This window comes from Streptomyces speibonae (assembly GCF_984686075.1).
The window spans coordinates 7994600-8014705 of sequence record NZ_OZ480260.1 but is presented as its reverse complement, the minus strand read 5'-3'; the positions used below and the strand labels follow the sequence as shown (position 1 = coordinate 8014705).

The 20106-nt window shown below is 72.3% G+C and carries 16 protein-coding genes and 2 pseudogenes; 8 read left to right on the top strand and 10 right to left on the bottom strand.

All coding sequences use genetic code 11. The features are described from left to right. Positions 1–9 precede the first annotated feature (9 nt). The 4 genes from AC5L3C_RS35795 to AC5L3C_RS35780 form a co-directional block, all read right to left on the bottom strand. Positions 10–822: an SAM-dependent methyltransferase gene (locus AC5L3C_RS35795; protein ID WP_493653244.1), complete on the bottom strand. Its 813-nt coding sequence runs from the start codon at positions 820–822 to the stop codon at positions 10–12. A 312-nt stretch (positions 823–1134) separates the two neighbouring features. Then, positions 1135–4509, bottom strand: a complete 3375-nt coding sequence (locus AC5L3C_RS35790) for a pyruvate carboxylase (RefSeq protein ID WP_493653243.1) — start codon at positions 4507–4509, stop codon at positions 1135–1137. 172 nt (positions 4510–4681) lie between these two features. After that, the gene (locus AC5L3C_RS35785; RefSeq protein ID WP_493653242.1) at positions 4682–5887 is read right to left on the bottom strand and encodes a S8 family peptidase; all 1206 of its coding nucleotides are present in this window, start codon (positions 5885–5887) and stop codon (positions 4682–4684) included. Between the two features lie 321 nt (positions 5888–6208). Beyond that, positions 6209–6535 (bottom strand): nuclear transport factor 2 family protein, encoded by a 327-nt coding sequence (locus AC5L3C_RS35780; protein WP_493653240.1) that lies wholly within the window; start codon positions 6533–6535, stop codon positions 6209–6211. Positions 6536–6663: 128 nt separating this feature from the next. On the opposite strand from AC5L3C_RS35780, the gene AC5L3C_RS35775 reads away from it, so the two are divergent. The 3 genes and pseudogenes from AC5L3C_RS35775 to AC5L3C_RS35765 all read left to right on the top strand — a co-directional run. Continuing rightward, the gene (locus tag AC5L3C_RS35775) at positions 6664–7206 is read left to right on the top strand and encodes a DoxX family protein (RefSeq protein WP_493653238.1); all 543 of its coding nucleotides are present in this window, start codon (positions 6664–6666) and stop codon (positions 7204–7206) included. 60 nt (positions 7207–7266) lie between these two features. Continuing rightward, complete coding sequence (locus tag AC5L3C_RS35770; RefSeq protein WP_493653236.1) at positions 7267–7623, top strand: MazG-like family protein; 357 nt, start codon at positions 7267–7269, stop codon at positions 7621–7623. A 69-nt stretch (positions 7624–7692) separates the two neighbouring features. Continuing rightward, positions 7693–8256: pseudogene (locus tag AC5L3C_RS35765) on the top strand (IS110 family transposase); the annotation flags it as partial. 350 nt (positions 8257–8606) lie between these two features. Here the strand turns inward: AC5L3C_RS35765 and AC5L3C_RS35760 are convergent. Beyond that, on the bottom strand, positions 8607–8975 hold the full coding sequence (locus tag AC5L3C_RS35760) for a winged helix-turn-helix transcriptional regulator (protein ID WP_125509664.1): 369 nt from the start codon (positions 8973–8975) through the stop codon (positions 8607–8609). Between the two features lie 128 nt (positions 8976–9103). On the opposite strand from AC5L3C_RS35760, the gene AC5L3C_RS35755 reads away from it, so the two are divergent. After that, positions 9104–9754: an FMN-dependent NADH-azoreductase gene (locus AC5L3C_RS35755; RefSeq protein WP_493653235.1), complete on the top strand. Its 651-nt coding sequence runs from the start codon at positions 9104–9106 to the stop codon at positions 9752–9754. 70 nt (positions 9755–9824) lie between these two features. On the opposite strand, the gene AC5L3C_RS35750 is transcribed toward AC5L3C_RS35755, so the two are convergent. The 4 genes from AC5L3C_RS35750 to AC5L3C_RS35735 all read right to left on the bottom strand — a co-directional run bounded on the left by AC5L3C_RS35750 (position 9825) and on the right by AC5L3C_RS35735 (position 14980). Beyond that, a complete protein-coding gene (locus tag AC5L3C_RS35750) occupies positions 9825–12353 on the bottom strand; it encodes an FtsX-like permease family protein (protein WP_493653233.1) in 2529 nt (842 codons plus the stop codon). A gap of 3 nt (positions 12354–12356) precedes the next feature. Continuing rightward, on the bottom strand, positions 12357–13121 hold the full coding sequence (locus AC5L3C_RS35745; protein WP_493653231.1) for an ABC transporter ATP-binding protein: 765 nt from the start codon (positions 13119–13121) through the stop codon (positions 12357–12359). A gap of 106 nt (positions 13122–13227) precedes the next feature. Further along, positions 13228–14187: a formylglycine-generating enzyme family protein gene (locus AC5L3C_RS35740; RefSeq protein ID WP_493653229.1), complete on the bottom strand. Its 960-nt coding sequence runs from the start codon at positions 14185–14187 to the stop codon at positions 13228–13230. Next, positions 14180–14980: a sulfatase/phosphatase domain-containing protein gene (locus AC5L3C_RS35735; RefSeq protein WP_493653228.1), complete on the bottom strand. Its 801-nt coding sequence runs from the start codon at positions 14978–14980 to the stop codon at positions 14180–14182. Before AC5L3C_RS35735 ends, AC5L3C_RS35740 begins: the two co-directional genes overlap by 8 nt. 33 nt (positions 14981–15013) lie before the next feature. Between AC5L3C_RS35735 and AC5L3C_RS35730 the strand changes: the two are divergent. The 3 genes and pseudogenes from AC5L3C_RS35730 to AC5L3C_RS35720 form a co-directional block, all read left to right on the top strand. Then, a pseudogene (locus AC5L3C_RS35730) lies at positions 15014–15814 on the top strand (family 43 glycosylhydrolase); the annotation flags it as partial. 272 nt (positions 15815–16086) lie between these two features. Beyond that, entirely contained in the window at positions 16087–17586 is a 1500-nt protein-coding gene (locus AC5L3C_RS35725) for an MFS transporter (RefSeq protein WP_493654170.1), read from the top strand. Then, positions 17583–17915, top strand: a complete 333-nt coding sequence (locus AC5L3C_RS35720) for a putative quinol monooxygenase (protein ID WP_493653227.1) — start codon at positions 17583–17585, stop codon at positions 17913–17915. The genes AC5L3C_RS35725 and AC5L3C_RS35720 overlap by 4 nt, the downstream gene beginning before the upstream one ends. 23 nt (positions 17916–17938) lie before the next feature. On the opposite strand, the gene AC5L3C_RS35715 is transcribed toward AC5L3C_RS35720, so the two are convergent. Next, positions 17939–18814 (bottom strand): endonuclease/exonuclease/phosphatase family protein, encoded by an 876-nt coding sequence (locus tag AC5L3C_RS35715; RefSeq protein ID WP_493653226.1) that lies wholly within the window; start codon positions 18812–18814, stop codon positions 17939–17941. 254 nt (positions 18815–19068) lie between these two features. Between AC5L3C_RS35715 and AC5L3C_RS35710 the strand changes: the two genes are divergently transcribed. Further along, the gene (locus tag AC5L3C_RS35710) at positions 19069–19965 is read left to right on the top strand and encodes an RNA polymerase sigma-70 factor (RefSeq protein WP_493653225.1); all 897 of its coding nucleotides are present in this window, start codon (positions 19069–19071) and stop codon (positions 19963–19965) included. Positions 19966–20106 lie beyond the last annotated feature (141 nt).

Sequence of the window (20106 nt, the reverse complement as noted above, 5' to 3'; positions counted from 1 at the left end):
TCAGGACGCTCAGGGCTTGCGGGCGAGGCCGCCGTGTTCGCCGACGGGCTCGGGCGTGGCCGTGGCGGGGTCGGGACGCCACAGCGGGACGGTGACGACGCCCGGCTCCACGAGCTCCAGGCCCTCGAAGTAGGCCGTGATCTGCTCGACCGTCCGCAGGTTGTACGGGACGGCGCCGCTCTCGTTGTAGGCGTCCTGCGCCTGCTCGAAGACGGGGTCGATGCCGCGTGAGCCGTCGTTGACGGAGAGGTAGCTGCCCGGGGGCAGTGCGGCCATCAGCCGGGTGACGATGGAGCGGGCCTGGTCGTAGTCGGCGATGTGCCCCAGGATGTTGCTCAGGATGAGAGCGGTGGGTCGCGTGAGGTCCAGCGTCCGGCTCGCGGCCTCCAGGATGCGGTCCGGTTCGAGGATGTCGGCGTCGACGTACGCCGTGGCTCCCTCCGGGGTGGAGTAGAGCAGCGCCCGGGCGTGGGCCAGGACCATCGGGTCGTTGTCGACGTAGACGATCCGGGAGTCGGGGGCGATCCGCTGGGCGACCTGGTGGGTGTTGTCGGCCGTGGGCAGGCCGGTGCCGATGTCCAGGAACTGGCGTATGCCCTGCTCGCCGGCGAGGTAGGTGATGTTGCGCTTGAGGAAGGCGCGGCTGCTGCGGGCGATGGTGACGATGCCGGGGAAGACGGCGGTGTAGGCGTCGCCGGCCTCTTCGTCGACGGGGTAGTTGTCCTTCCCTCCCAGCCAGTAGTTCCAGATGCGGGCCGAGTGCGGGACCGAGGTGTCGATCTTTTCCTGCGCTGATCCGGGCGCCGCGGAAGGGTCGGTCATGAGTACCGTCCGTAGTCGTTTAGGGCTGTATGGGCCAACGCACAATCTACGGTCCCACAGGTCGGCTGCGCAGGCTTGTTCGGGTGGGGGGTGCTGCGGCCGAGGGTCTTCTCGCCCCTCCGCCCCTTCCCGCCCCGTGCTCAAGGGGCGCTGCCCCTCGGCCCCCGGACGTGCGGGTGGGTGGTTGCTCGCGCCCACGGGCCGGAGCCGCACATCGATACCGCCCCGCGTCCCTTCGGGGCGCGTGAGGGGGCGTTGCTCGCGCAGCACCCCCGCGTCCCCTTCGGGCGCGGGGGTGCTTGCTGTTCGGGGTCAGGTGAGTTCGACCAGGAGGTCGCCGCCTTCCACCTGCTGGATCCGGTTGATGGCCAGGCGGGAGACGGTGCCGGACTTCGGGGCCGTGATGGCGGCCTCCATCTTCATCGCCTCGATCGTGGCCACCGTGGCGCCGGCCTCCACCTCGTCGCCCTCGGCGACCGAGAGGGTCACCACGCCGGCGAAGGGTGCCGCGACATGGCCGGGGTTGGCGCGGTCGGCCTTCTCGGTGACCGGGACGTCGGAGGCCGCCGCCCGGTCCCGGACCTGGATCGGCCGCAGCTGGCCGTTCAGCGTGGACATCACCGTGCGCATGCCCCGCTCGTCCGCTTCACCCACCGCCTGGAGTGCGATGAGCAGCCGCACCCCGGGCTCGAGGTCGACCTTGTACTCCTGGCCGGGGCGCAGCCCGTAGAAGAAGTCCTTGCTGTCCAGGACGCTGGTGTCGCCGAAGGACTGACGGTGCGCCTCGAACTCCCGCGTGGGGGCGGGGAAGAGCAGGCGGTTGAGGGTCGCCCTGCGGTCCTTCGCCAGGCTGTCCCGGTCGTCGGCGGTCAGTTCCTGGACCGGCTTGGGCTCGGCGCGTCCCCGCAGGGCCTTGCTGCGGAAGGGTTCCGGCCAGCCGCCGGGCGGAGTGCCGAGCTCTCCGCGCAGGAAGCCGATGACCGAGTCGGGGATGTCGAAGCGGTCCGGCTCCTCCTCGAAGTCCTTCGGGGAGACACCCGCGCCGACCAGGTGCAGAGCGAGGTCGCCCACCACCTTCGACGAGGGGGTGACCTTCACCAGACGGCCCAGCATCCGGTCCGCGGCGGCGTACATCGCCTCGATGTCCTCGAAGCGGTCGCCGAGACCGAGCGCGACGGCCTGGGTACGCAGGTTGGAGAGCTGGCCGCCGGGGATCTCGTGGTGGTAGACCCGGCCCGTCGGCGAGGCCAGCCCGGCCTCGAAGGGGGCGTAGACCCTGCGGACGCTCTCCCAGTAGGGCTCCAGGTCGCCGACGGCCTGGAGGTCGAGGCCGGTGGGCCGCTCGGAGTGGTCGGTGGCCGCGACGAGTGCCGACAGCGACGGCTGCGAGGTGGTGCCCGCCATGGAGGCCACGGCGCCGTCGACCGCGTCCACGCCCGCCTGGATCGCGGCGAGGTAGGTGGCGAGCTGCCCCCCGGCGGTGTCGTGCGTGTGCAGATGCACCGGCAGGTCGAACTCCCGGCGCAGGGCCGATACGAGGGTCGCGGCCGCCGGGGCCCGCAGCAGGCCGGCCATGTCCTTGACGGCCAGCACGTGGGCGCCCGCCTCGACGATCTGCTCGGCCAGACGCAGGTAGTAGTCCAGGGTGTAGAGCCGCTCGGACGGGTCGGACAGGTCGGCGGTGTAGCACAGGGCCACCTCGGCGACGGCCGTGCCGGTCTCGCGTACGGCGTCGATGGCGGGCCGCATCTGGGAGACGTCGTTCAGGGCGTCGAAGATGCGGAAGACGTCGATGCCGGTCGCCGCGGCCTCCTGGACGAAGGCGTCGGTCACCTCGGTGGGGTACGGGGTGTAGCCGACGGTGTTGCGGCCGCGCAGCAGCATCTGCAGGCAGATGTTCGGTACGGCCTCGCGCAGGGCGGCCAGGCGCTCCCAGGGGTCCTCGGCGAGGAAGCGCAGGGCGACGTCGTAGGTGGCGCCGCCCCAGCACTCCAGCGAGAGCAGCTCGGGCAGGGTGCGGGCCACCACCGGGGCGACGGCGAGCATGTCCTTGGTGCGCACCCGGGTGGCGAGCAGCGACTGGTGGGCGTCGCGGAACGTGGTGTCGGTGACGCCGAGCGTCGGCGTGGCACGCAGGTGGCGGGCGAAGCCGTCGGGGCCGAGCTCGGTGAGCCGCTGCCGGGAGCCGGCCGGCGGCTCGCCGGAGGGCGGCGATGTCAGCTTGGTGAGCGGGTCGACCAGCTGGGGCCGTTCGCCGTGCGGCTTGTTCACCGTGACGTCGGCGAGGTAGGTGAGCAGCTTGGTGCCGCGGTCGGCGGAGTGGCGTGCGGTGAGCAGCTGCGGCCGCTGCTCGATGAACGACGTGGTGATCCGTCCGGCCTGGAAGTCCGGGTCGTCGAGCACCGCCTGCAGGAAGGGGATGTTGGTGGCGACCCCGCGGATGCGGAACTCGGCCACGGCGCGCCGCGCCCGGCCCACCGCGGTGGCGAAGTCCCGCCCCCGGCAGGTGAGTTTGACGAGCATGGAGTCGAAGTGGGCGCTGATCTCCGTACCGGCGTGGGTGGTGCCGCCGTCCAGGCGGATGCCCGAGCCGCCGGGTGAGCGGTAGGCGCTGATCCGCCCCGTGTCGGGGCGGAAGCCGTTGGCCGGGTCCTCGGTGGTGATGCGGCACTGCAACGCGGCGCCGCGCAGGGTGATGGTCTCCTGGGCCAGACCGAGGTCGGCGAGTGTCTCGCCGGCGGCGATGCGCAGCTGGGCCTGGACGAGGTCGACGTCGGTGACCTCCTCGGTCACCGTGTGCTCGACCTGGATGCGCGGGTTCATCTCGATGAAGACGTGGTTGCCGTCCCGGTCGAGGAGGAACTCCACGGTGCCGGCGTTGCGGTAGCCGATCTGCCGGGCGAAGCGCACGGCGTCGGCGCAGATGCGGTCGCGCAGGGCGGGGTCGAGGCCGGGGGCGGGCGCGAGTTCGATCACCTTCTGGTGGCGGCGCTGCACCGAGCAGTCCCGTTCGAACAGGTGAATGACGTTGCCCTGGCCGTCGGCGAGGATCTGCACCTCGATGTGACGGGGTTCGACGACGGCCTTCTCCAGGAACACCGTGGGGTCGCCGAACGCGGATGCCGCCTCCCTGGACGCCGCCTCGATGGCCTCCCGCAGCTGGGCGGGGTCCTCGACGCGGCGCATGCCGCGTCCGCCGCCGCCCGCGACCGCCTTGACGAACACGGGGAACCCGATGCCGTCGGCGGCGCGGACCAGTTCGTCCACGTCGGTCGAGGGTGTGGAGGAGCCCAGGACCGGCACACCGGCCTCGCGGGCGGCGGCCACGGCACGCGCCTTGTTCCCGGTCAGTTCCAGGATCCGGGCGCTCGGTCCGACGAAGGTGATGCCCGCCTCTTCGCAGGCCTTGGCCAGCTCCGGGTTCTCGGACAGGAAGCCGTAGCCCGGGTAGACGGCGTCGGCGCCCGCCCGTCGCGCGGCGCGCACGATCTCCTCCACGGAGAGATAGGCCCGGACCGGGTGCCCCGGTTCGCCGATCTCGTACGCCTCGTCCGCCTTGAGGCGGTGCAGCGAGTTGCGGTCCTCGTGGGGGAAGACGGCGACGGTTCGGGCGCCCAGTTCGTAGCCCGCGCGGAACGCCCGAATCGCGATCTCACCGCGATTGGCGACCAGCACCTTGCGGAACATTCTCGATCCCTTCAGCCTGCCGTTGACGAAGACCATCGTGTCGGTGGCAGATCCGGTACGCCATGTGAGCCGGGCCACTCACACCGGGCGGGGGCGGCATGTGAGGGCCACAGAGGAACGTTTCCCCTCTGCGGCCCTCCCCCATGTCAGCGGCCCGCGCCCGGGCTGCGCACTACTCGGTGATCTTGAGCAGCTTGTTCGGGGTGCCGGTGCCGGGGTTGGTGATCGTGCCGGCGGTGGCGCCGTCGGTCAGCGCCGACGCCACGGCCGCCGGGTCGGCGTCCGGATGTCCGGCCAGGTACACGGCGGCCGCTCCGGCGACGTGCGGGGAGGCCATCGAGGTGCCGGATATCGTCTTGATGCCCTCGTCGCTGTCGTTCCAGGCCGAGGTGATCTCGGAGCCGGGTGCGTAGAGGTCCACGGCGGTGCCGAAGTTGGAGAAGTCGGACTGGGCGTCGTCCTTGGTGCTGGAGGCGACGGTGAGGGCCTCCGGCACGCGGGCGGGCGAGCCCTGCCCGGCGTCGGCGGACTCGTTGCCCGCCGCGACGGCGAAGGTGACCCCGGAGGCGATGGCCTTCTGGACCGCCGCGTCGAGCGCCGGGTCGGCGGCGCCGCCCAGGCTCATGTTGGCCACCGAGGGTCCCTCGTGGTTCTCGGTGACCCAGTCGATCCCGGCGATGACCTGCTCGGTCGTCCCGGAGCCGTTGTCGTCCAGGACTCTCACGGCCACGATGTCCGCCTTCTTGGCCACACCGTGCGCGGCACCGGCGACGGTCGCGGCGACGTGCGTGCCGTGGCCGTTGCCGTCGTCGGCGGTGTCGTCGTTGTCGACGGCGTCGTAGCCGTGGCTCGCCCGGCCCTCGAAGTCCTGGTGGGTGATCCGTACGCCGGTGTCGATGACGTAGGCGGTGACGCCCTCACCGGCCTGGTCGGGGTAGGTGTACTTGCTGTCGCCTGCGGTGTCCTCCTGGTCGACCCGGTCCAGGCCCCAGGAGGGCGGGTTGTCCTGGGTGGCCGTGGTGTGGAACCGGCGGTTGGCCACGACGGCGCCGACGGCCGGGTCCGCGGCGAGGCGCTTGGCCTCGGACTCGCTCAGGCCGTCCGCGGCGAAGCCGTCGAGGGCGGCGCCGTAGGACCGGCTGAGCTCGCCGCCGTACTCCTCGGCCAGGACCTTCTTGCCGGCCGACGTCGTCTGCTCGTCGAGCACGACGATGTAGCTGCCCGCCACTGTTCCTTCGGCGCCGAGGCCGAGGACGGTGCCCTGGGCGGGCTCGGCGGCCTGCGCGGACGACGCTCCGAGCAGGGCTGTTGCGGTGGCGGCCGTCACCGCGCAGGCGGCGGTGACCTTCTGTGCGACGGTACGCATCTGCTGCGTCATGAAGAGGGATCTCCTCGTCAGGTGTGGGGGGATCTGCCTCCGGCGCGGTGTCACGCGGAGGCTGACGAGAAGAGTGACCAGTTGTCGCGGTCAGATCAATGGGACGCCGCGGGGGCGGGCGCGCGGTGACAGCGGATCTCCACAACGTCCGCCCAAGTCCGGGCCAACCGCGAGGCAAAAGCCGAGCTGACGGCGGTGTTTGAATCCCTCAACGAGCGGCTGGGCGAGGTCTGTGACCATCCCCTCACCCAACTCTCACCGCCGACACGTTTCATGCCGTCGCGCCCCGCCGACTCCCGGGCGCGACAGAGGTGTTGCGGGTCAGGCCTGACCGGTCTCGAAGCGGGAGATACGGCCGTCGTCGTCGACCGTGAAGCTCCAGCGCGTGCGCATCTCGCCCCAGGTGTCGTTGCTGTAGCGGGCGATGAGCCGGCGGCCGCCGTCGGACTCGTTGTCGACCTCCATGTGACCGTGGGAGGAGAAGATCTCCCGGTCGGTCCACTCGGCGAGGTCGCGCTCGGAACCGTCGTCCGCCATGGTGGCGCCGGGCGCGAGAAGGGCCATGAAGGCGTCGCGGTCGTGGTTGTTGACGGCCGTGACGAAGGCACGTACGGCGGGGTCGCTGAGGCGGGTGATCTGAATGGTCATGGCGTCAGCCTCGTACCGGCCGCCGGGTCCCGCCACCGGCGTCACCCGAACGGCGACCGGCAGCGGGCCCGGCCCGCGGCGGCGGTGCGACCGTGGTCGGGCCAAGCCACTGCTCCCGGGGAGACGACGTGACCTGTGACGACCGAAGCGACTGGGGTCTGCTGCTGCTCCGGCTGGGGACGGGCGGGGTGCTCGCCGCGCACGGCGCGCAGAAGCTGTTCGGCTGGTTCGGCGGTGGCGGCGTCGAGGGCACCGGCCAGTTCATGGAGTCCGTCGGGTACGTGCCCGGCAGGAGGAACGCCATGATGGCGGGCCTCGCCGAGACCGGCGGCGGCATCCTGCTGGCACTGGGCCTCGCCACCCCGGCCGCGGGTGCCGCCGCGGCCGGCGCGATGGCGGGCGCGTCCGCCGTGCACGCGCCCAACGGCTTCTTCAACCAGGAGGGCGGCTTCGAGTACGCCGCGACCCTGGGCCTGACCGCCGCCGGGCTCGCCGTCACGGGGCCCGGCCGGCTCTCCCTGGACCACGTCCTCGGCCATACGGCCAACCGGAGTTGGATGCTTCCGGCGGCGTTCGCGGCGACTGCGGCGGCGACGGCGGTGACGCTGGGGGCGCGCAGCCGCCGGCTGCGGAAGGCCAAGGAGGGTGAGCAGGAGGCGTTGTTCGACTAGGGGGTGCCGGGGCGCGGTCGGGCCCCGGACCTGTCGGTGGGCCGTGCCAGGCTCTCGCGCATGAGTGCTCACCTGTCTTCCCCACCGCCGCCCCAGGGGCCGGCCGCCGATCTGTGGGAGTCCATCGACGGCCTGTACGGCTGGCTGGACGCGAACCGTCCCGTCGGCGGTCCGGACGGCCTGCTGCTGCGCATCCTGAAACTGTCCGAGGAGGTGGGGGAGGTCGCCGAGGCCGTGATCGGTGCGACGGGCCAGAATCCGCGCAAGGGTACGACCCACACGTGGGACGACGTCCGGTCCGAGCTGTGCGATGTCGCCGTCACCGCGCTGGTGGCGCTGCGCACGCTCACGCCCGACGCCCGCGAGGTCTTCACCCGCCACCTGGCCGGGGTCACCAGCCGCTCACTCGACACGTAACGCCTGGCCGGCCGGGGGCGGGCGTACGGGTCCGACTCCCCCGGGCCGCCCCGCCCCCGCTCGCCGCACCGCCCGGGGGCACGCCGGCATCAGCTGCCCTGTCCGGCGCCCCGCACGCAGTTGGAGGCCGCGCTCAAGCGGGCCGGCCGGAAGCGCGGCATCACGGCAGAGGCCGAGCGGCTCCGCGACGTCCTCCGCGACGTCCTCCGCGACGACTACGCCCACCAGCCGCCACTGGTCGAGGACGCGCTGGGCAAGCAAATGCTCGCCCTGCTGGTCCAGTTGGAGGCCGCCTGCACCGCCGCCGACGACCTCACCGAGGCGGTCGAAGAGGCTTTCCCTCAGCACCCGGACGCTGAGATCATCCTCAGCTTCCCCGGCCTCGGAGCCCAGCTCGGCGCCCGAGTGCTCGCCGAGATCGGAGACGACAAAGCCCGCTTCGCAGACGCCCGCGGCCTGAAGGCCCACTACCGACGCCGCCGCGACAACCACGGAGACCGGCACGCCGCCGCCCAGCGCAACCTCTTCAATCGCATGATCGGCCAGCTCTACCACTGCCTCCAGCACGGCCACCACTTCGACGAGGCCGTGGCCTTCCCCACATCAGGCCCCGCCGTCGCACAGGTCGCCTGAACGCGGAAACCTCAGAGTCCGGCGACCTGCCGAAGCTTCGCTCGGTCGTTGGGGCTGTCCAGCTGCCCCCGCCAGCATCGCCACTACGCTCGCGTATTGCGCGAACACGGCCAGAGCAGCCGGGGGCTTGACGAGTTGGACGCCTGAGGTGTCTCACCCGACCTGTGCCGCGCGGGGCGCGCCCGCCTTGCCCGGTCCGTGCGTGTGGGGGCATGGCCGGCTGGGCCGGTCCGTTCAGAGCTGGGTGCGAGCGCCTCGGCCGACCCGTTCGGGCCCAGGCGGGCAGGAAACGAGACCCGGATTCCAGGCGGACGGACCTCGTGGGCCCGTAGTGGATGGCGAGCTCCGGCTCAGCGGACCTCTTCCTTGCAGGGGTCGCCCCCGGGCAGGTGGGTATCGGCCCACCGGCCGAGTTCCTTGAGCGCCGGTTCCAGCGCCGCCCCCGACTCCGTCAGCCGGTAGGCGACCCGCAGCGGCGGGCCCTCGTCGACCTCACGGATGACCAGTCCCGCGGCGCCGAGTTCCGTCAGGCGGTCGGAGAGCATGCGTTCGCTGATGCCGGGGATGGCCCGGCGCAGGTCGGCGAAGTACGCCGGCTGTTCCACCAGGACGGCCACGATCGGCCCCGTCCAGCGCTTGCCGAGCAGTTGGAAGACGCGGGTGATCCCGCCGTTCACCCGCTTGCATGCCTCTGTCTCGTGTACCTGCTCGACCGCCATGGCTCCAGGGTACATCCACGCCGCAAGCAGATGAAAAAAAGTAAGCACCTGTGTTATCCATAGTCGAGTACGAAACGTCAGCGGCGGCGGACACGCCTCCGCTCCTGCACCCATGGGAGAACCCCCTGATGGCCACCCTTCTCCACATCGACTCCTCCGTGTTCCCGGCGTCCGCCTCGTCGTCCCGCGCCGTGACGGAGGCCTTCCGCAAGACCTGGGAGGAGCAGCACCCCGAGGGCACCGTGATCTACCGCGACCTGGCCACCGCCCCGGTGCCCCACCTCACGGCCGACGCCCACCTGGCGGCCGTCGCGGACCCGGCCGCGCACACCCCCGAGCAGGCCGCGGCCTTCGCCGAGCGGCTGAAGCTCGTCGAGGAGCTCGAGCGGGCGGACGCGCTGCTGATCGGCGCCCCGATGTACAACTTCACGATCCCCTCCACGCTCAAGGCGTGGCTGGACAACGTGATCGTCATGGGCCGTACCGCGGGCGACACCCCCTCGGCCAAGGGCACCCCGGTCACCGTGGTCGCCAGCCGCGGCGGCTCCTACGCGCCGGGCACGCCGCGCGAGGGCTACGAGTACGTGCAGAACTACCTGCGCGCGGTGCTCGTCGACATGCTCGGCCTGGACCTCGGCTTCATCGTCCCGGAGCTGACCATGGCCCCCCAGGTGCCGGCGATGGCCGATCTGGTCCCGCTGTTCGAGAGCTCCCGCGAGCGCGCCCACCAGGACGCCAGCGTCAGGGCCAAGACCCTCGCCGAGCGGCTGGCCGCCTGAGCCGCGCACGAAAGGGCCGCACGGTCGCCCGGAACGGGGCGTCCGTGCGGCCCGTGACCGCGGCCGGGCGTCACTCGCGGATGCCGATCCCCTCGACCGGCGGGGTGCGCAGGACGCGGCCGATGGGAAGCACCGTGGCGACGAGCGCCAGCACGATGGTCCCGCCGAGGATGGCGGCCGAGCCCGTGGCCGGTACGTAGGGGACGCGCGTGCCGGTCACGGCGTTGACGATCGTGGTGAGCGTGACGGCCGCGATCGCCGCGCCGATGACGAGTGCCACCCCGAGCAGCCCCGCCTGTTCTGCGTGCACCATCCGCTTCACCTGACCGCGGGTGACACCGACCAGGCGCAGCAGGGACAGCTCCCGGGTCCGCGCCAGGGCGGCCATGACGAGGGTGTTGGCGGCGGCCAGGACGGCGTATCCGACCAGGACGGCGATGAGCATCCGGTTCAGCCATCCGCTGACGGCCAGGTCCTCGGCGAGCTCACCGGTGAGCCGGTCGGTGTCCACCACCGCGGCGGCCGGATACGCGCGGGCCAGCCCGGCGAGGGCGGTGCCGACGTCGGCGTCCGGTGCGGTGCGGATGAGCACCTGGTCGTCGAGTCCGGTGACGGTGTGCCCCATGAGGGTGCGCGTGTGCAGGGTGACGTCGCCGAAACCCCAGCCGCGTTCGTAGAGGGCGACGACGCGCAGGGTGACGGGCGTGCCGTCGCCGAGCCACAGGTCGGCCTCGTCGCCGAGCCGCCAGCCCGAGGCGTCCGCCTGCGCGGTGGACACGGCCATGGTGCCCTCGGCCAGCCGGTCCAGGCTGCCGGAGGTGACGTCCAGGTCCAGCGTCTGTTCCACGCCCTTCGGATCGATGCCCTGCGCGACCACCGTCTGCGCCTCGAGCCGGTTGGGCACGACGACGGAGGTGCGGCGCACCCCGGTGGCGGCGAGCACCCCGGGGATCCGGCGGGCCTCGGCCGTGGCGGAGGCAGGCAGGCCGGCGCCGCCGGTCAGCGCGTGCTGGGCGAGGATTCCGTCGCGGCTCTGGACCACGGTCTGCCGCTCGAGGTTGTCCTGGAGGAACCAGACGGTGCCGCCGAGGCCGACGGAGAGCACGAGCGCGGTGAGCACGGCGACCGTGCCGCGCGCGTTGGCCCGCAGGTTCGCCGCGGCGAGATGACCGCTGTTGCCCCACACGGTCCGCAGCACGGGCCCCAGCAGCCGGGCGGCCGCCTGGTTGATCCAGGGCGCCAGCAGCGCGACGCCCAGCACGAACGCGTAGAGCATGCCCGTCGCGGCACCCAGCGCGGTCTGGCCGTCGGTGGCGCCGGTGAGACCGGTCAGGGACACCCCGGCGGCGAGGCACGCCAGGCCGCTCACCACGCGTGCCCTGCTGCCCGGCGGCCGCTCGACGGCCGCTTCCCCGAGCGCCTCGGTCGGCCGGATCCGCGTGATGCGCAGCGCCGCGATCCAGGCGGAGAGCAGGGCGACGACGGCGACGGCCACGGTCGCGGCGGCCGCGGAGAGCGGTCCGCCCTGGACGGTGAACCCGCCCGGTACGAAGCCCCGGTCCACGAGTTCGTCCCGGATGTATCCCGCGGCGGCCAGTCCGGCCGGGACACCCGCCACGGCGGCGCACAGTCCGAGCAGGCCCACCTCGGCGACGAGCATCAGCCGCACCTGGCCCGGGGTGGCGGCGACGGCGCGCAGCAGGGCGAGGTCACGACGCCGGTGCCGTACCGACAGGCCGACCGTTCCGGCCACGACGAAGATCATGATCATCGCGGCGTATCCGCCGAACGCTCCCCCGGCCTGGAGCGTGAGGGCACGTGCGGCGGCGGCATCGGGCTGTCCGGCCAGTCCGCGCTCGTCGCCGGTGTAGGCCTTCGCGCCGGCGTCCTCCGCGATCCGGCGCACCTCGGCCAGCACGACGGTGCGGTCGGCGTCCGGTTCGGCGAGGACGCCGACGGCGTCGAAGCGGCCCGGGTGCGGGTCGAGGGCGGCGGCCCGCGCGTCGGTGAAGAACAGCGCCGCCCGCTGTCCCGGCGGACCGTCCGTCGCGACGACGCCGCTCACCCGGTAGGAGCGCCGGACCCCGCCGGTGACGATGTCGGTGGTGTCGCCGGGCGCGAGTCCGCCGCGGCGGGCGAGCCGGGCGTCGAGGGCGATCTCCCCTTCGGAGCGCGGCGCCCGGCCGCCGGCCAGCCGGTACGGGGCGAGCGCGGCGGACGACCAGCCGTGTCCCGTGGCCGGCACGTCCGGGGCGGCGGCCGCGGTGACGGCGATCGAACGGTCACCCACGGCGCGCGCCACGCCGGGCACCGAGGCCAGTTCACCGGCAAGCGCCTCGGGGACACTGCCGCGCTCGGGCAGGGCCACGGTGGTGTACTCGGTTTCGCCCAGGACGGTCGGTCCGGCCACCCTCAGGTCCCGCTCGGCGACGACGGCGAGCGCGGCACGGTAGTGCTGCGGTTCGCCCTTGTACCGCCAGCCGGACTCCGCCAGCAGGGCGCAGGTCGTCAGGATGGCGACGCCCGCGGCGAGCGCGACGAACGTGGCGACGAAGCTTCCCTTGCGGAAGCGCAGCATCTGCGCGGCGAGTCGGAGCATGGTTCAGCCCTCCCGGCTCACGGCGGGCCGGCGCCGGCCGAGTTGCGCGAGGTGTTCGGCGATCCGCTCGGCGCCGGGCTGTGCCATGTCCCGTACGATCCGCCCGTCGGCGAGGACCAGGACGCGGTCGGCGTAGGAGGCGGCGACCGGGTCGTGGGTGACCATGACGACGGTCTGGCCGGTCTCGTCGACCGCGGAGCGCAGCAGGGCGAGGACCTCGGCGGCGGTCCGGGTGTCCAGCGCGCCGGTCGGTTCGTCGCAGAAGATGACCTCGGGGCGGGTGACGAGCGCCCGGGCGATCGCCACCCGTTGCTGCTGGCCGCCGGAGAGCTGTGCGGGCCGGTGCCGCAGCCGCTCGGTCAGGCCGACCCTGGCGATCACCTCGGCGACCCACGCGGGGTCCGGCCGGTGGCCCGCGAGCCGCGAGGGCAGCAGAATGTTCTGCTCCACGTCCAGCGCGCCCACCAGGTTGAACGCCTGGAAGACGAAACCGACCCGGCTGCGGCGCAGTTCGGTCAGCTTCTTCTCGGACATCGACGACAGGTCGGTGGCTCCGATCCGCATCCGTCCGGAGTCCGGCCGGTCCAGTCCCGCCGCGCAGTGCAGCAGGGTGCTCTTGCCGGATCCGGACGGGCCCATCACCGCGGTCGCCGTGCCCCGCATGAACGCGACGCTGACGTCGTCCAGCGCCACGACCGGCTGTTCACCGCCGTACGTCTTGTGGAGATGGTCGAGGACGACGGCGGCGTCGGCCTGGGTCACTGACATGGTGCTGCGCCTTCCGGGAGTGACTCGGTGCGGTACTCCCACGACGCTAGAAGGCGCGGCGGCCCCCGCCCATGCAGCCAGGTGCCCGGTGCGGGTAGTGCAGGCACTACCGTTCCCCGGCGTCGTTGGCGCAGCGGAAGCCGAGGTTGGCCGACGAGGACTCCGGGGTGTTGGCCGAACGGGCCGCGACGCGGTAGCGGTTGCAGTAGGAGTCGTGGCAGAGGTACGAGCCGCCGCGCATCACCCGTGCCGTTCCGCTCCCCGGGCCGCGCGGGTCCCGCGGTGGGGACTCGGCGTAGTAGGTGGGCGAGAACCAGTCGGCGCACCACTCCCACACGTTGCCGGCGGTGTTCCACAGGCCGAAGCCGTTGGGACGGAAGGACTTGACCGGGGCGGTGGTCAGATGACCGTCCTCGGCGGTGTTGGTGTCCGGGAAGCGTCCCTGCCAGATGTTGCAGCGCCATCTGCCGTCGGGGGTGAGGTCGTCCCCCCAGGCGTAGCGGCGGCCGGCCAGTCCTCCGCGGGCCGCGTACTCCCACTCGGCCTCGGTGGGCAGGCGCTTGCCCGCCCACCGCGCGTAGGCGGTCGCGTCGTTCCACGAGACGTGGACGACCGGGTGGTTCTGCCGTCCGGTGATGTCGGAACGTGCGCCTTCGGGGCGGCGCCAGTGGGCGCCCCGGACGTTGATCCACCAGGGGGTGCCGGCGGCGTGCCCGAGGATGTCGGCGGAGGGGGCGGCGACCACCAGGTGGAAGACGGCCGAGGAGCCGTAGCGCTCGGCGTCGGTGACGTAGCCGGTGGCCTTGACGAAGGCGGCGAACCGCGCGTTGGTGACGGCGGTCTCGTCGATGTGGAAGGGCCGGAGACGGACCGTGTGCACGGGTGTCTCGCCGTCCGCGGAGTATCCCTCGCCGAAGGCGTCCCCCATGGCGAACTCGCCGCCGGGCAGCCGGAGCTGTCCCCGCGTGGAGCGCGCACCGGCGGGGACCGCGGTCACCGCCGGGTGTGCGGCGGTGGTGACGGGTGTGTCCGCCGGGGTGCAGCAGGGGCGGTGGCCGTCAGTCATGGGTGGTCCGGTAGGTCGACTCGTCGAGACCGCTCAGGGTGGGGTCGTGGGCCACCTCTCCCACCTCGTACATCGATGTCATCCAGTGGTGGAAGTTGTCGCCGCGCTCGCGCAGCACGTCGTACAGGCGGCGCATCATCCGTCGGCGGACCGGGGCCAGTTCGGGGTGGGCGTAGACGTTCTGCAGTTCGTCCGGGTCGGTCACCAGGTCGTAGAGCTCGTTGACCGAGTCGGGGTTGACGACGAGCTTGTACCGGTCCTCGCGCAGCATGCGCTGCGGGTAGGGGAAGTGGTGGCCGTGGAACTCGCAGACGATGTCGTCCTCCCAGTCCACGGGTTCGCCGTTCACTAGGGGCAGCAGGCTGCGCGAGTCCACCGCGGGCTTGTGGTCGAGGCCGGCCAGTTCCAGGATGGTGGCGGTGCAGTCGAGCAGGCTGACGAACTCGGAGCGCACCACGCCGGCGGGGGCGCCCGGGACACGGAGCAGGCCGGGTGTGCGGTAGATGTCCTCGTACATCGCCGGGCCCTTGTCGTGCAGCCGGTGGGATCCGGTGAACTCGCCGTGGTCGCAGGTGAAGAAGACGGCGGTGTCGTCCACCAGGCCCAGCCGTTCCATCGCCGCCATGACCCGGCCGATCTGCCGGTCGATCAGCGCCACATAGCCCCAGTAGACGGCGATGAGCTTGCGGGTCGTCTCGATCGGCATGGTGTCGAAGGTCCAGTGGGCGCTGTAGTTGCGCTGCACCGGGGGCTTGTCGTGGAAGGTCTCCGCGATGGAGCGCGGCAGTTCCACATCGGCGGGGTCGACGAGGTCGAAGTACTCGTCGACGAACGGTTCGGCAAGCGCGGCAACGTGTGGGCCCCGGAGCTGCACCACTTCAAGGGCAAGTGGTACATCGTGGCGTGCATGGGCGACCACTCCCGCAAGGTCGGGTCGTTCATGCTGGTGAGCGAGGGCGGTGTCGAGGGCCCGTACCGGCTGGCCGAGGGCAATCTCGACAAGCCGTTCGGCGACTCCTTCATCGGCGGGCCCGCCTTCATCGAGCCCGGCGCCTACCACCACATCGACGGCGGCCTCTACAGCGAGGGGGACGACGCCTGGCTCGTCCTGCACAACGACCTGTACGCCAAGTTCCGGGACGACATGGAGGACATCGTCACCACGACGAACCTGCCGAGGTTCCGGCAGACCCCCTATTCGCCCGAGCCGTATCTGGAAGGCGCCTACGTCTTCAAGCACAAGAGCAAGTACTACCTGCTCCACGCCGCGTGGGACCGCACGTCGGTCGATGCCTACGGCACCGTGCGCAACGCCTACGACCCGCCCGGGACGGGACGGGTGCAGTACCAGTACGACGTGATCGTCGCGGTCGCCGACCGCTTCGAAGGACCGTACTCCGAGCGGTGGACGGCGGGTGTCGGCGCCGGACACAACAACTTCTTCCGGGACCACGCCGGCCACCTGTGGGCGACGTTCCTCCGCAACCCGGCCGCCGGCCACTGGAAGGACCCGGCGCGCGTCGGCGACGCCGCGGTACCCGGTGTCGTACGCCTGGAGTGGACCGGGCCGGCGGACCCCCGGCTGTACGTCGAGCGCCGCAAGCCCGGACACCGGTCGGACTCCTGACGGTCCCTCCCGGCGCGCGGCACGCACCGGCTCCCCGCGCGCCGGGAGGAATACGGATGGAACGGGATCCGACCCTGCCGGCCCGGCCCGGGCCCACGGAGTCGGGGTGGCCGACCGGCCGGCGGCGCCCACCGTGATCGATTGGTGGGCGTCCGGATGCGCACGTACGGTCGAACGGTGGATTCCCGAAAGGGCGACCCGGTATGAGCGGCGGTCCGCGATCTGCCTCCGCCCGGCAGCACACCGAACGTGCCGCCGGCGGCGGGAACGCGATGGCGCTGCTGGTCATCGCGTCGTGTCAGCTGATGGTGGTGCTGGACATCACCATCGTGAACATCGCGCTGCCGCACATCCAGCGTTCGCTGGACTTCTCGACCACCAACCTGTCCTGGGTGGTCAACGCCTACACCCTCACCTTCGGCGGGCTGCTGCTGCTCGGCGGCCGGGCCGGTGACATCCTCGGCAGGCGGCGCGTCTTCATCTTCGGTGTGCTGCTCTTCGTGCTGGCCTCCCTGCTCGGCGGGCTCGCCCAGAACGGGGGCCAACTCCTGGCCGCCCGCGCCCTCCAGGGCATGGGCGGTGCGATCGCCTCCCCCACGTCGCTGGCGCTGATCAGCACCACCTTCCGTGAAGGACCGGCACGCAACCGGGCCTTCGGAGTCTTCGCCGCCGTGTCGGCGGGCGGCGGCGCCATCGGTCTGCTCGCCGGGGGCATCCTCGTCGAGTGGCTGAACTGGCGGTGGGTGCTCTTCGTCAACGTCCCGATCGGGCTGCTGATCGCCCTGGCGACACCCCGCTGGATCAAGGAGTCGGAACGCCATCCCGGCCGCTTCGACCTCGTCGGCGCCCTCACCTCCACGGTGGGCATGGTGCTGCTGGTCTACGGGTTCATCCGGGCCGCGCAGGACGGCTGGCGCGACCCCCTCACCCTGGCCTCGTTCGCCGCGGCCGTCGTCGTCCTCACCGGCTTCGTCATGATCGAGAGAAGGTCCCGTCAGCCGATCACTCCGCTGCACATGTTCGCCGACCGCAACCGCGCGGGCACCTACGGCATCATGCTGTGCCTGGCGGCGGCGATGTTCGGCATGTTCTTCTTCCTGACGCTCTTCGTGCAGAACGTGCTGGACTTCAGCCCGCTCCAGGCCGGGCTCGCCTTCCTGCCGGTCAGCGCGGTCATCGCGATCGGCGCGGGGCTGGCCTCCCGGTTCCTGCCCGTGTACGGGCCGAAACCCTTCATGGTGGTGGGCGGTGTGCTCGCGGCCGCGGGGCTTGCCTGGCTGACCCTGACCGACGTCCACTCCACCTACGCGGGCAGCGTCCTGGGCCCGATGCTGGTCTTCAGCCTCGGCATGGGCATGGAGTTCGTGTCGCTGACGCTGATGGCGCTGTCCAACGTCCGTGTCCGGGAGACCGGCGCCGCGTCGGGCCTGCTCAACGCCACCCAGCAGGTCGGCGGCTCGCTCGGCCTGTCCATCCTGGTCACGATGTACGGCACGGTCAGCAGCAACGAGGCGGAGAAGCAGGTACCGCGCTTCCTTCAGCAGGCGACCACCGCCGAACGTCTGCGCTTCCAGCGCACCGGGGAGCTGCCGGCGCCCTGGGGCGACGAGGTCCTCACCTCCGGTGTGTCGGCCGCGTTCATCATGGCGGCGATCTTCGCCGCGCTGGCCGCGCTGATCGCCATGGTGGCCATCCAGGTCCGGCCCTCCGACCTGGAACGGCTCCAGGGCGGTGCGGCGCCGCCGGGTCCGGGTGAGGGAGGAGTCGGATGATCTTCATCACCGCCAAGTTCCGGGTCCGCCCGGAGGACGCCGACCTGTGGCCGCGGATCGTCGCGGACTTCACCGCGGCGACCCGCGAGGAGCCGGGCTGCCTGTGGTTCGACTGGTCCCGCAGCCTGGATGACCCGACCGAGTACGTCCTGGTCGAGGCCTTCCGCGACGACGAGGCGGGGGCCGCCCATGTGCGGTCCGCACACTTCCGGACCGCACAGCGGACGCTGCCGCCCCACCTCGCCGAGACCCCTCGGATCGTGAATATGTCGCTGCCGCAGGACGACTGGTCGGAGCTGGGAGAGATGAGGGTGAACGGGGCCGGCTGACGCGGTGAGGGGTGTGCCCGCCGTCAGTGTCCGCGCCGGTGCACCTTCAGGTCCGCGACGACGGGCCGGTGGTCCGAGGCCTGCGTCGCCACCGTGCGGGCGCCGGCCACGGTGATGTCGGGTGAGACGGTCACCAGGTCGATGCGCTTGACCGGGACATCCGCCGGGTAGGTGGCGCCGCCGTCGGGGGCGGCGTCCCGCAGGGTCCGCCACAGCGGCGCCAGTTCCGGTGCCGTGGCCTCGGCGTTGAAGTCCCCGACCAGGACCCTGGGGCCCCGGTCGGCGGCCAGCACGGCGAGCATGTCCGCCACCTGGGCCGCACGGACCGACGGGTCGGCCCGGTAGTCCAGGTGCGTGGAGTAGACGTGCACCCGCGCACCCCGGACACCGACGACCACCTCGGCGAAACCGGGCCCCGGGGCCGGCACCGGGTCGGGGGTCTGCGTGGAGAGCCGGGTGATCTCGTGGTTCTCGGCGTGGAGCACCGGATGGCGGCTGAGCACGGCGACGCCGAACTGCCGCCGCTCACCGCCCTGGCCGGCCGGTTCCAGGTCGTAGACGGGTGCGAAGAACACCCGCATGCGCAATGTCCGGGCCAGCGCCCGGGCCTCGTCGACGAAAGCGCTCCGGGCGCCCCAGTGCACGTCGACCTCCTGGAGCCCGATCACATCGGCGTGCAGACCGCGCAGCGCGGCGGCGGTGCGGTCGAGGTCGAAGACCTGGTCCTGGCCCGCCCCGGCATGGATGTTGTACGTCACCACCCGCAGGGGGACGGCCGGGGCACGGGAGCCGGGGGTGTGGCCGGCGGCCGTCGCCGGGGCCGCCGTGACGAACAGCACGGCGGCGAGCACGGCGGCGAGACGGCCGGTGCGGACGGGGCGTCGGAATCTGGGCGTCATGCCTTCTCCAGTCGCGTAGGGGTGGGACCGGTTCCGAGCGGGAGAGCGGGGCGGCCGGGTGCCGGCCGCCCCGCAGCATGGAAGCACAACGCCGGGTGACGTGCGGTCAGACGGCGGATCCGCGGCGGCCGAGTCCCCGCGCCGGGGACGGGACGGTTCCACCCCGTCCGTGACAGCACCCCGGTGGCCGGGCCCGGACGCACCCGGATGGCAGGCCACGTAGCATGGTTGGCCCGGAGCCGGAAGGGACGACCATGCAGGCTGGGGACGACACCGGTTCCCTCGACCGGGCCACGGAGGAGTTCCTCGCGGCGCGCCCGCAGCTCTTCGGCATCGCCTACCGGGTGCTCGGCAGTTCCGCGGAGGCCGAGGACGTCCTCCAGGAGGCGTGGCTGCGGTGGCAGAACGCCGACCGCGACGACATCCGCGAACCGGCCGCCTTCCTGACCACGATCACGGCCCGCCTCGCCATCAACGTCGCGCAGTCCGCGCGGGTGCGGCGGGAGGCGTACGTCGGCCCGTGGCTCCCCGAGCCGGTGGACACCACGCAGGATCCGCAGCTGGGCGCGGAGCGGTCCGAGGCGCTGGAGATGGCGGTGCTGCTGCTCCTGGAGAAACTCAACCCGGTGGAACGGGCGGCCTATGTGCTGCGGGAGGCCTTCGACTACCCCTACCGCCAGGTCGCGGAGATCCTGGAGACGAGTGAGGCCAACACGCGGCAGCTGGTGAGCCGTGCGCGCAAGCGTCTCGCCGCCGAGCGCAGGGAACGGGTCAGTCCCGCCGACCACCGGCGTCTGCTGGAGGTGTTCCTCGCCGCCGCGCAGACGGGCGATCTGGCGGTGCTGGAGAACGTCCTCGCCGCCGACGTCGTCAGCTACGCCGACGGCGGGGGCATCCGGGGCGTGTCGCGGATTCCGGTCGTCGGACGTACGCACGTCTCCAGGTACGTGGCCGCCTTCGCGCCGCGGCTCTGGCCGTCGGCCCGGACGCGGTGGGTGGAGGCCAACAGGCAGCCGGCCGTTCTGGTCTCGGTCGACGGCAAGGCGGTGGCGCTGCTCTCCGTCGATGTGTCGGCGGACGGCATCCACCGGATCATGTGGGTGATGAACCCGGACAAGCTGTCGCCGTTCGTGGCGTCGCTGGGCGGCTGACGCGCGGTCGCGGCGGCGTCCGCGCCCCCGGTGCCGGGTCGCCGCCGTGCCGGTGCGGGCGCATGCTGGGACGTGAGGTCCGTGGCGCCGGGTGTCACAGGCAACGCGGTCATCCGGTCGTAGTCGGTGAACACCCCGACG

What these genes read in the sequence shown, in the direction of transcription:
- AC5L3C_RS35740 (WP_493653229.1), bottom strand. Translation starts at nt 14,187, where the DNA reads ATGACTGACGGCCACCGCCCCTGCTGCACCCCGGCGGACACACCCGTC.
- AC5L3C_RS35715 (WP_493653226.1), bottom strand. Translation starts at nt 18,814, where the DNA reads ATGACGCCCAGATTCCGACGCCCCGTCCGCACCGGCCGTCTCGCCGCC.
- AC5L3C_RS35760 (WP_125509664.1), bottom strand. Translation starts at nt 8,975, where the DNA reads ATGGCGGTCGAGCAGGTACACGAGACAGAGGCATGCAAGCGGGTGAAC.
- AC5L3C_RS35780 (WP_493653240.1), bottom strand. Translation starts at nt 6,535, where the DNA reads ATGACCATTCAGATCACCCGCCTCAGCGACCCCGCCGTACGTGCCTTC.
- AC5L3C_RS35710 (WP_493653225.1), top strand. Translation starts at nt 19,069, where the DNA reads ATGCAGGCTGGGGACGACACCGGTTCCCTCGACCGGGCCACGGAGGAG.
- AC5L3C_RS35790 (WP_493653243.1), bottom strand. Translation starts at nt 4,509, where the DNA reads ATGTTCCGCAAGGTGCTGGTCGCCAATCGCGGTGAGATCGCGATTCGG.
- AC5L3C_RS35745 (WP_493653231.1), bottom strand. Translation starts at nt 13,121, where the DNA reads ATGTCAGTGACCCAGGCCGACGCCGCCGTCGTCCTCGACCATCTCCAC.
- AC5L3C_RS35755 (WP_493653235.1), top strand. Translation starts at nt 9,104, where the DNA reads ATGGCCACCCTTCTCCACATCGACTCCTCCGTGTTCCCGGCGTCCGCC.
- AC5L3C_RS35725 (WP_493654170.1), top strand. Translation starts at nt 16,087, where the DNA reads ATGGCGCTGCTGGTCATCGCGTCGTGTCAGCTGATGGTGGTGCTGGAC.
- AC5L3C_RS35795 (WP_493653244.1), bottom strand. Translation starts at nt 822, where the DNA reads ATGACCGACCCTTCCGCGGCGCCCGGATCAGCGCAGGAAAAGATCGAC.
- AC5L3C_RS35770 (WP_493653236.1), top strand. Translation starts at nt 7,267, where the DNA reads ATGAGTGCTCACCTGTCTTCCCCACCGCCGCCCCAGGGGCCGGCCGCC.
- AC5L3C_RS35720 (WP_493653227.1), top strand. Translation starts at nt 17,583, where the DNA reads ATGATCTTCATCACCGCCAAGTTCCGGGTCCGCCCGGAGGACGCCGAC.
- AC5L3C_RS35750 (WP_493653233.1), bottom strand. Translation starts at nt 12,353, where the DNA reads ATGCTCCGACTCGCCGCGCAGATGCTGCGCTTCCGCAAGGGAAGCTTC.
- AC5L3C_RS35785 (WP_493653242.1), bottom strand. Translation starts at nt 5,887, where the DNA reads ATGACGCAGCAGATGCGTACCGTCGCACAGAAGGTCACCGCCGCCTGC.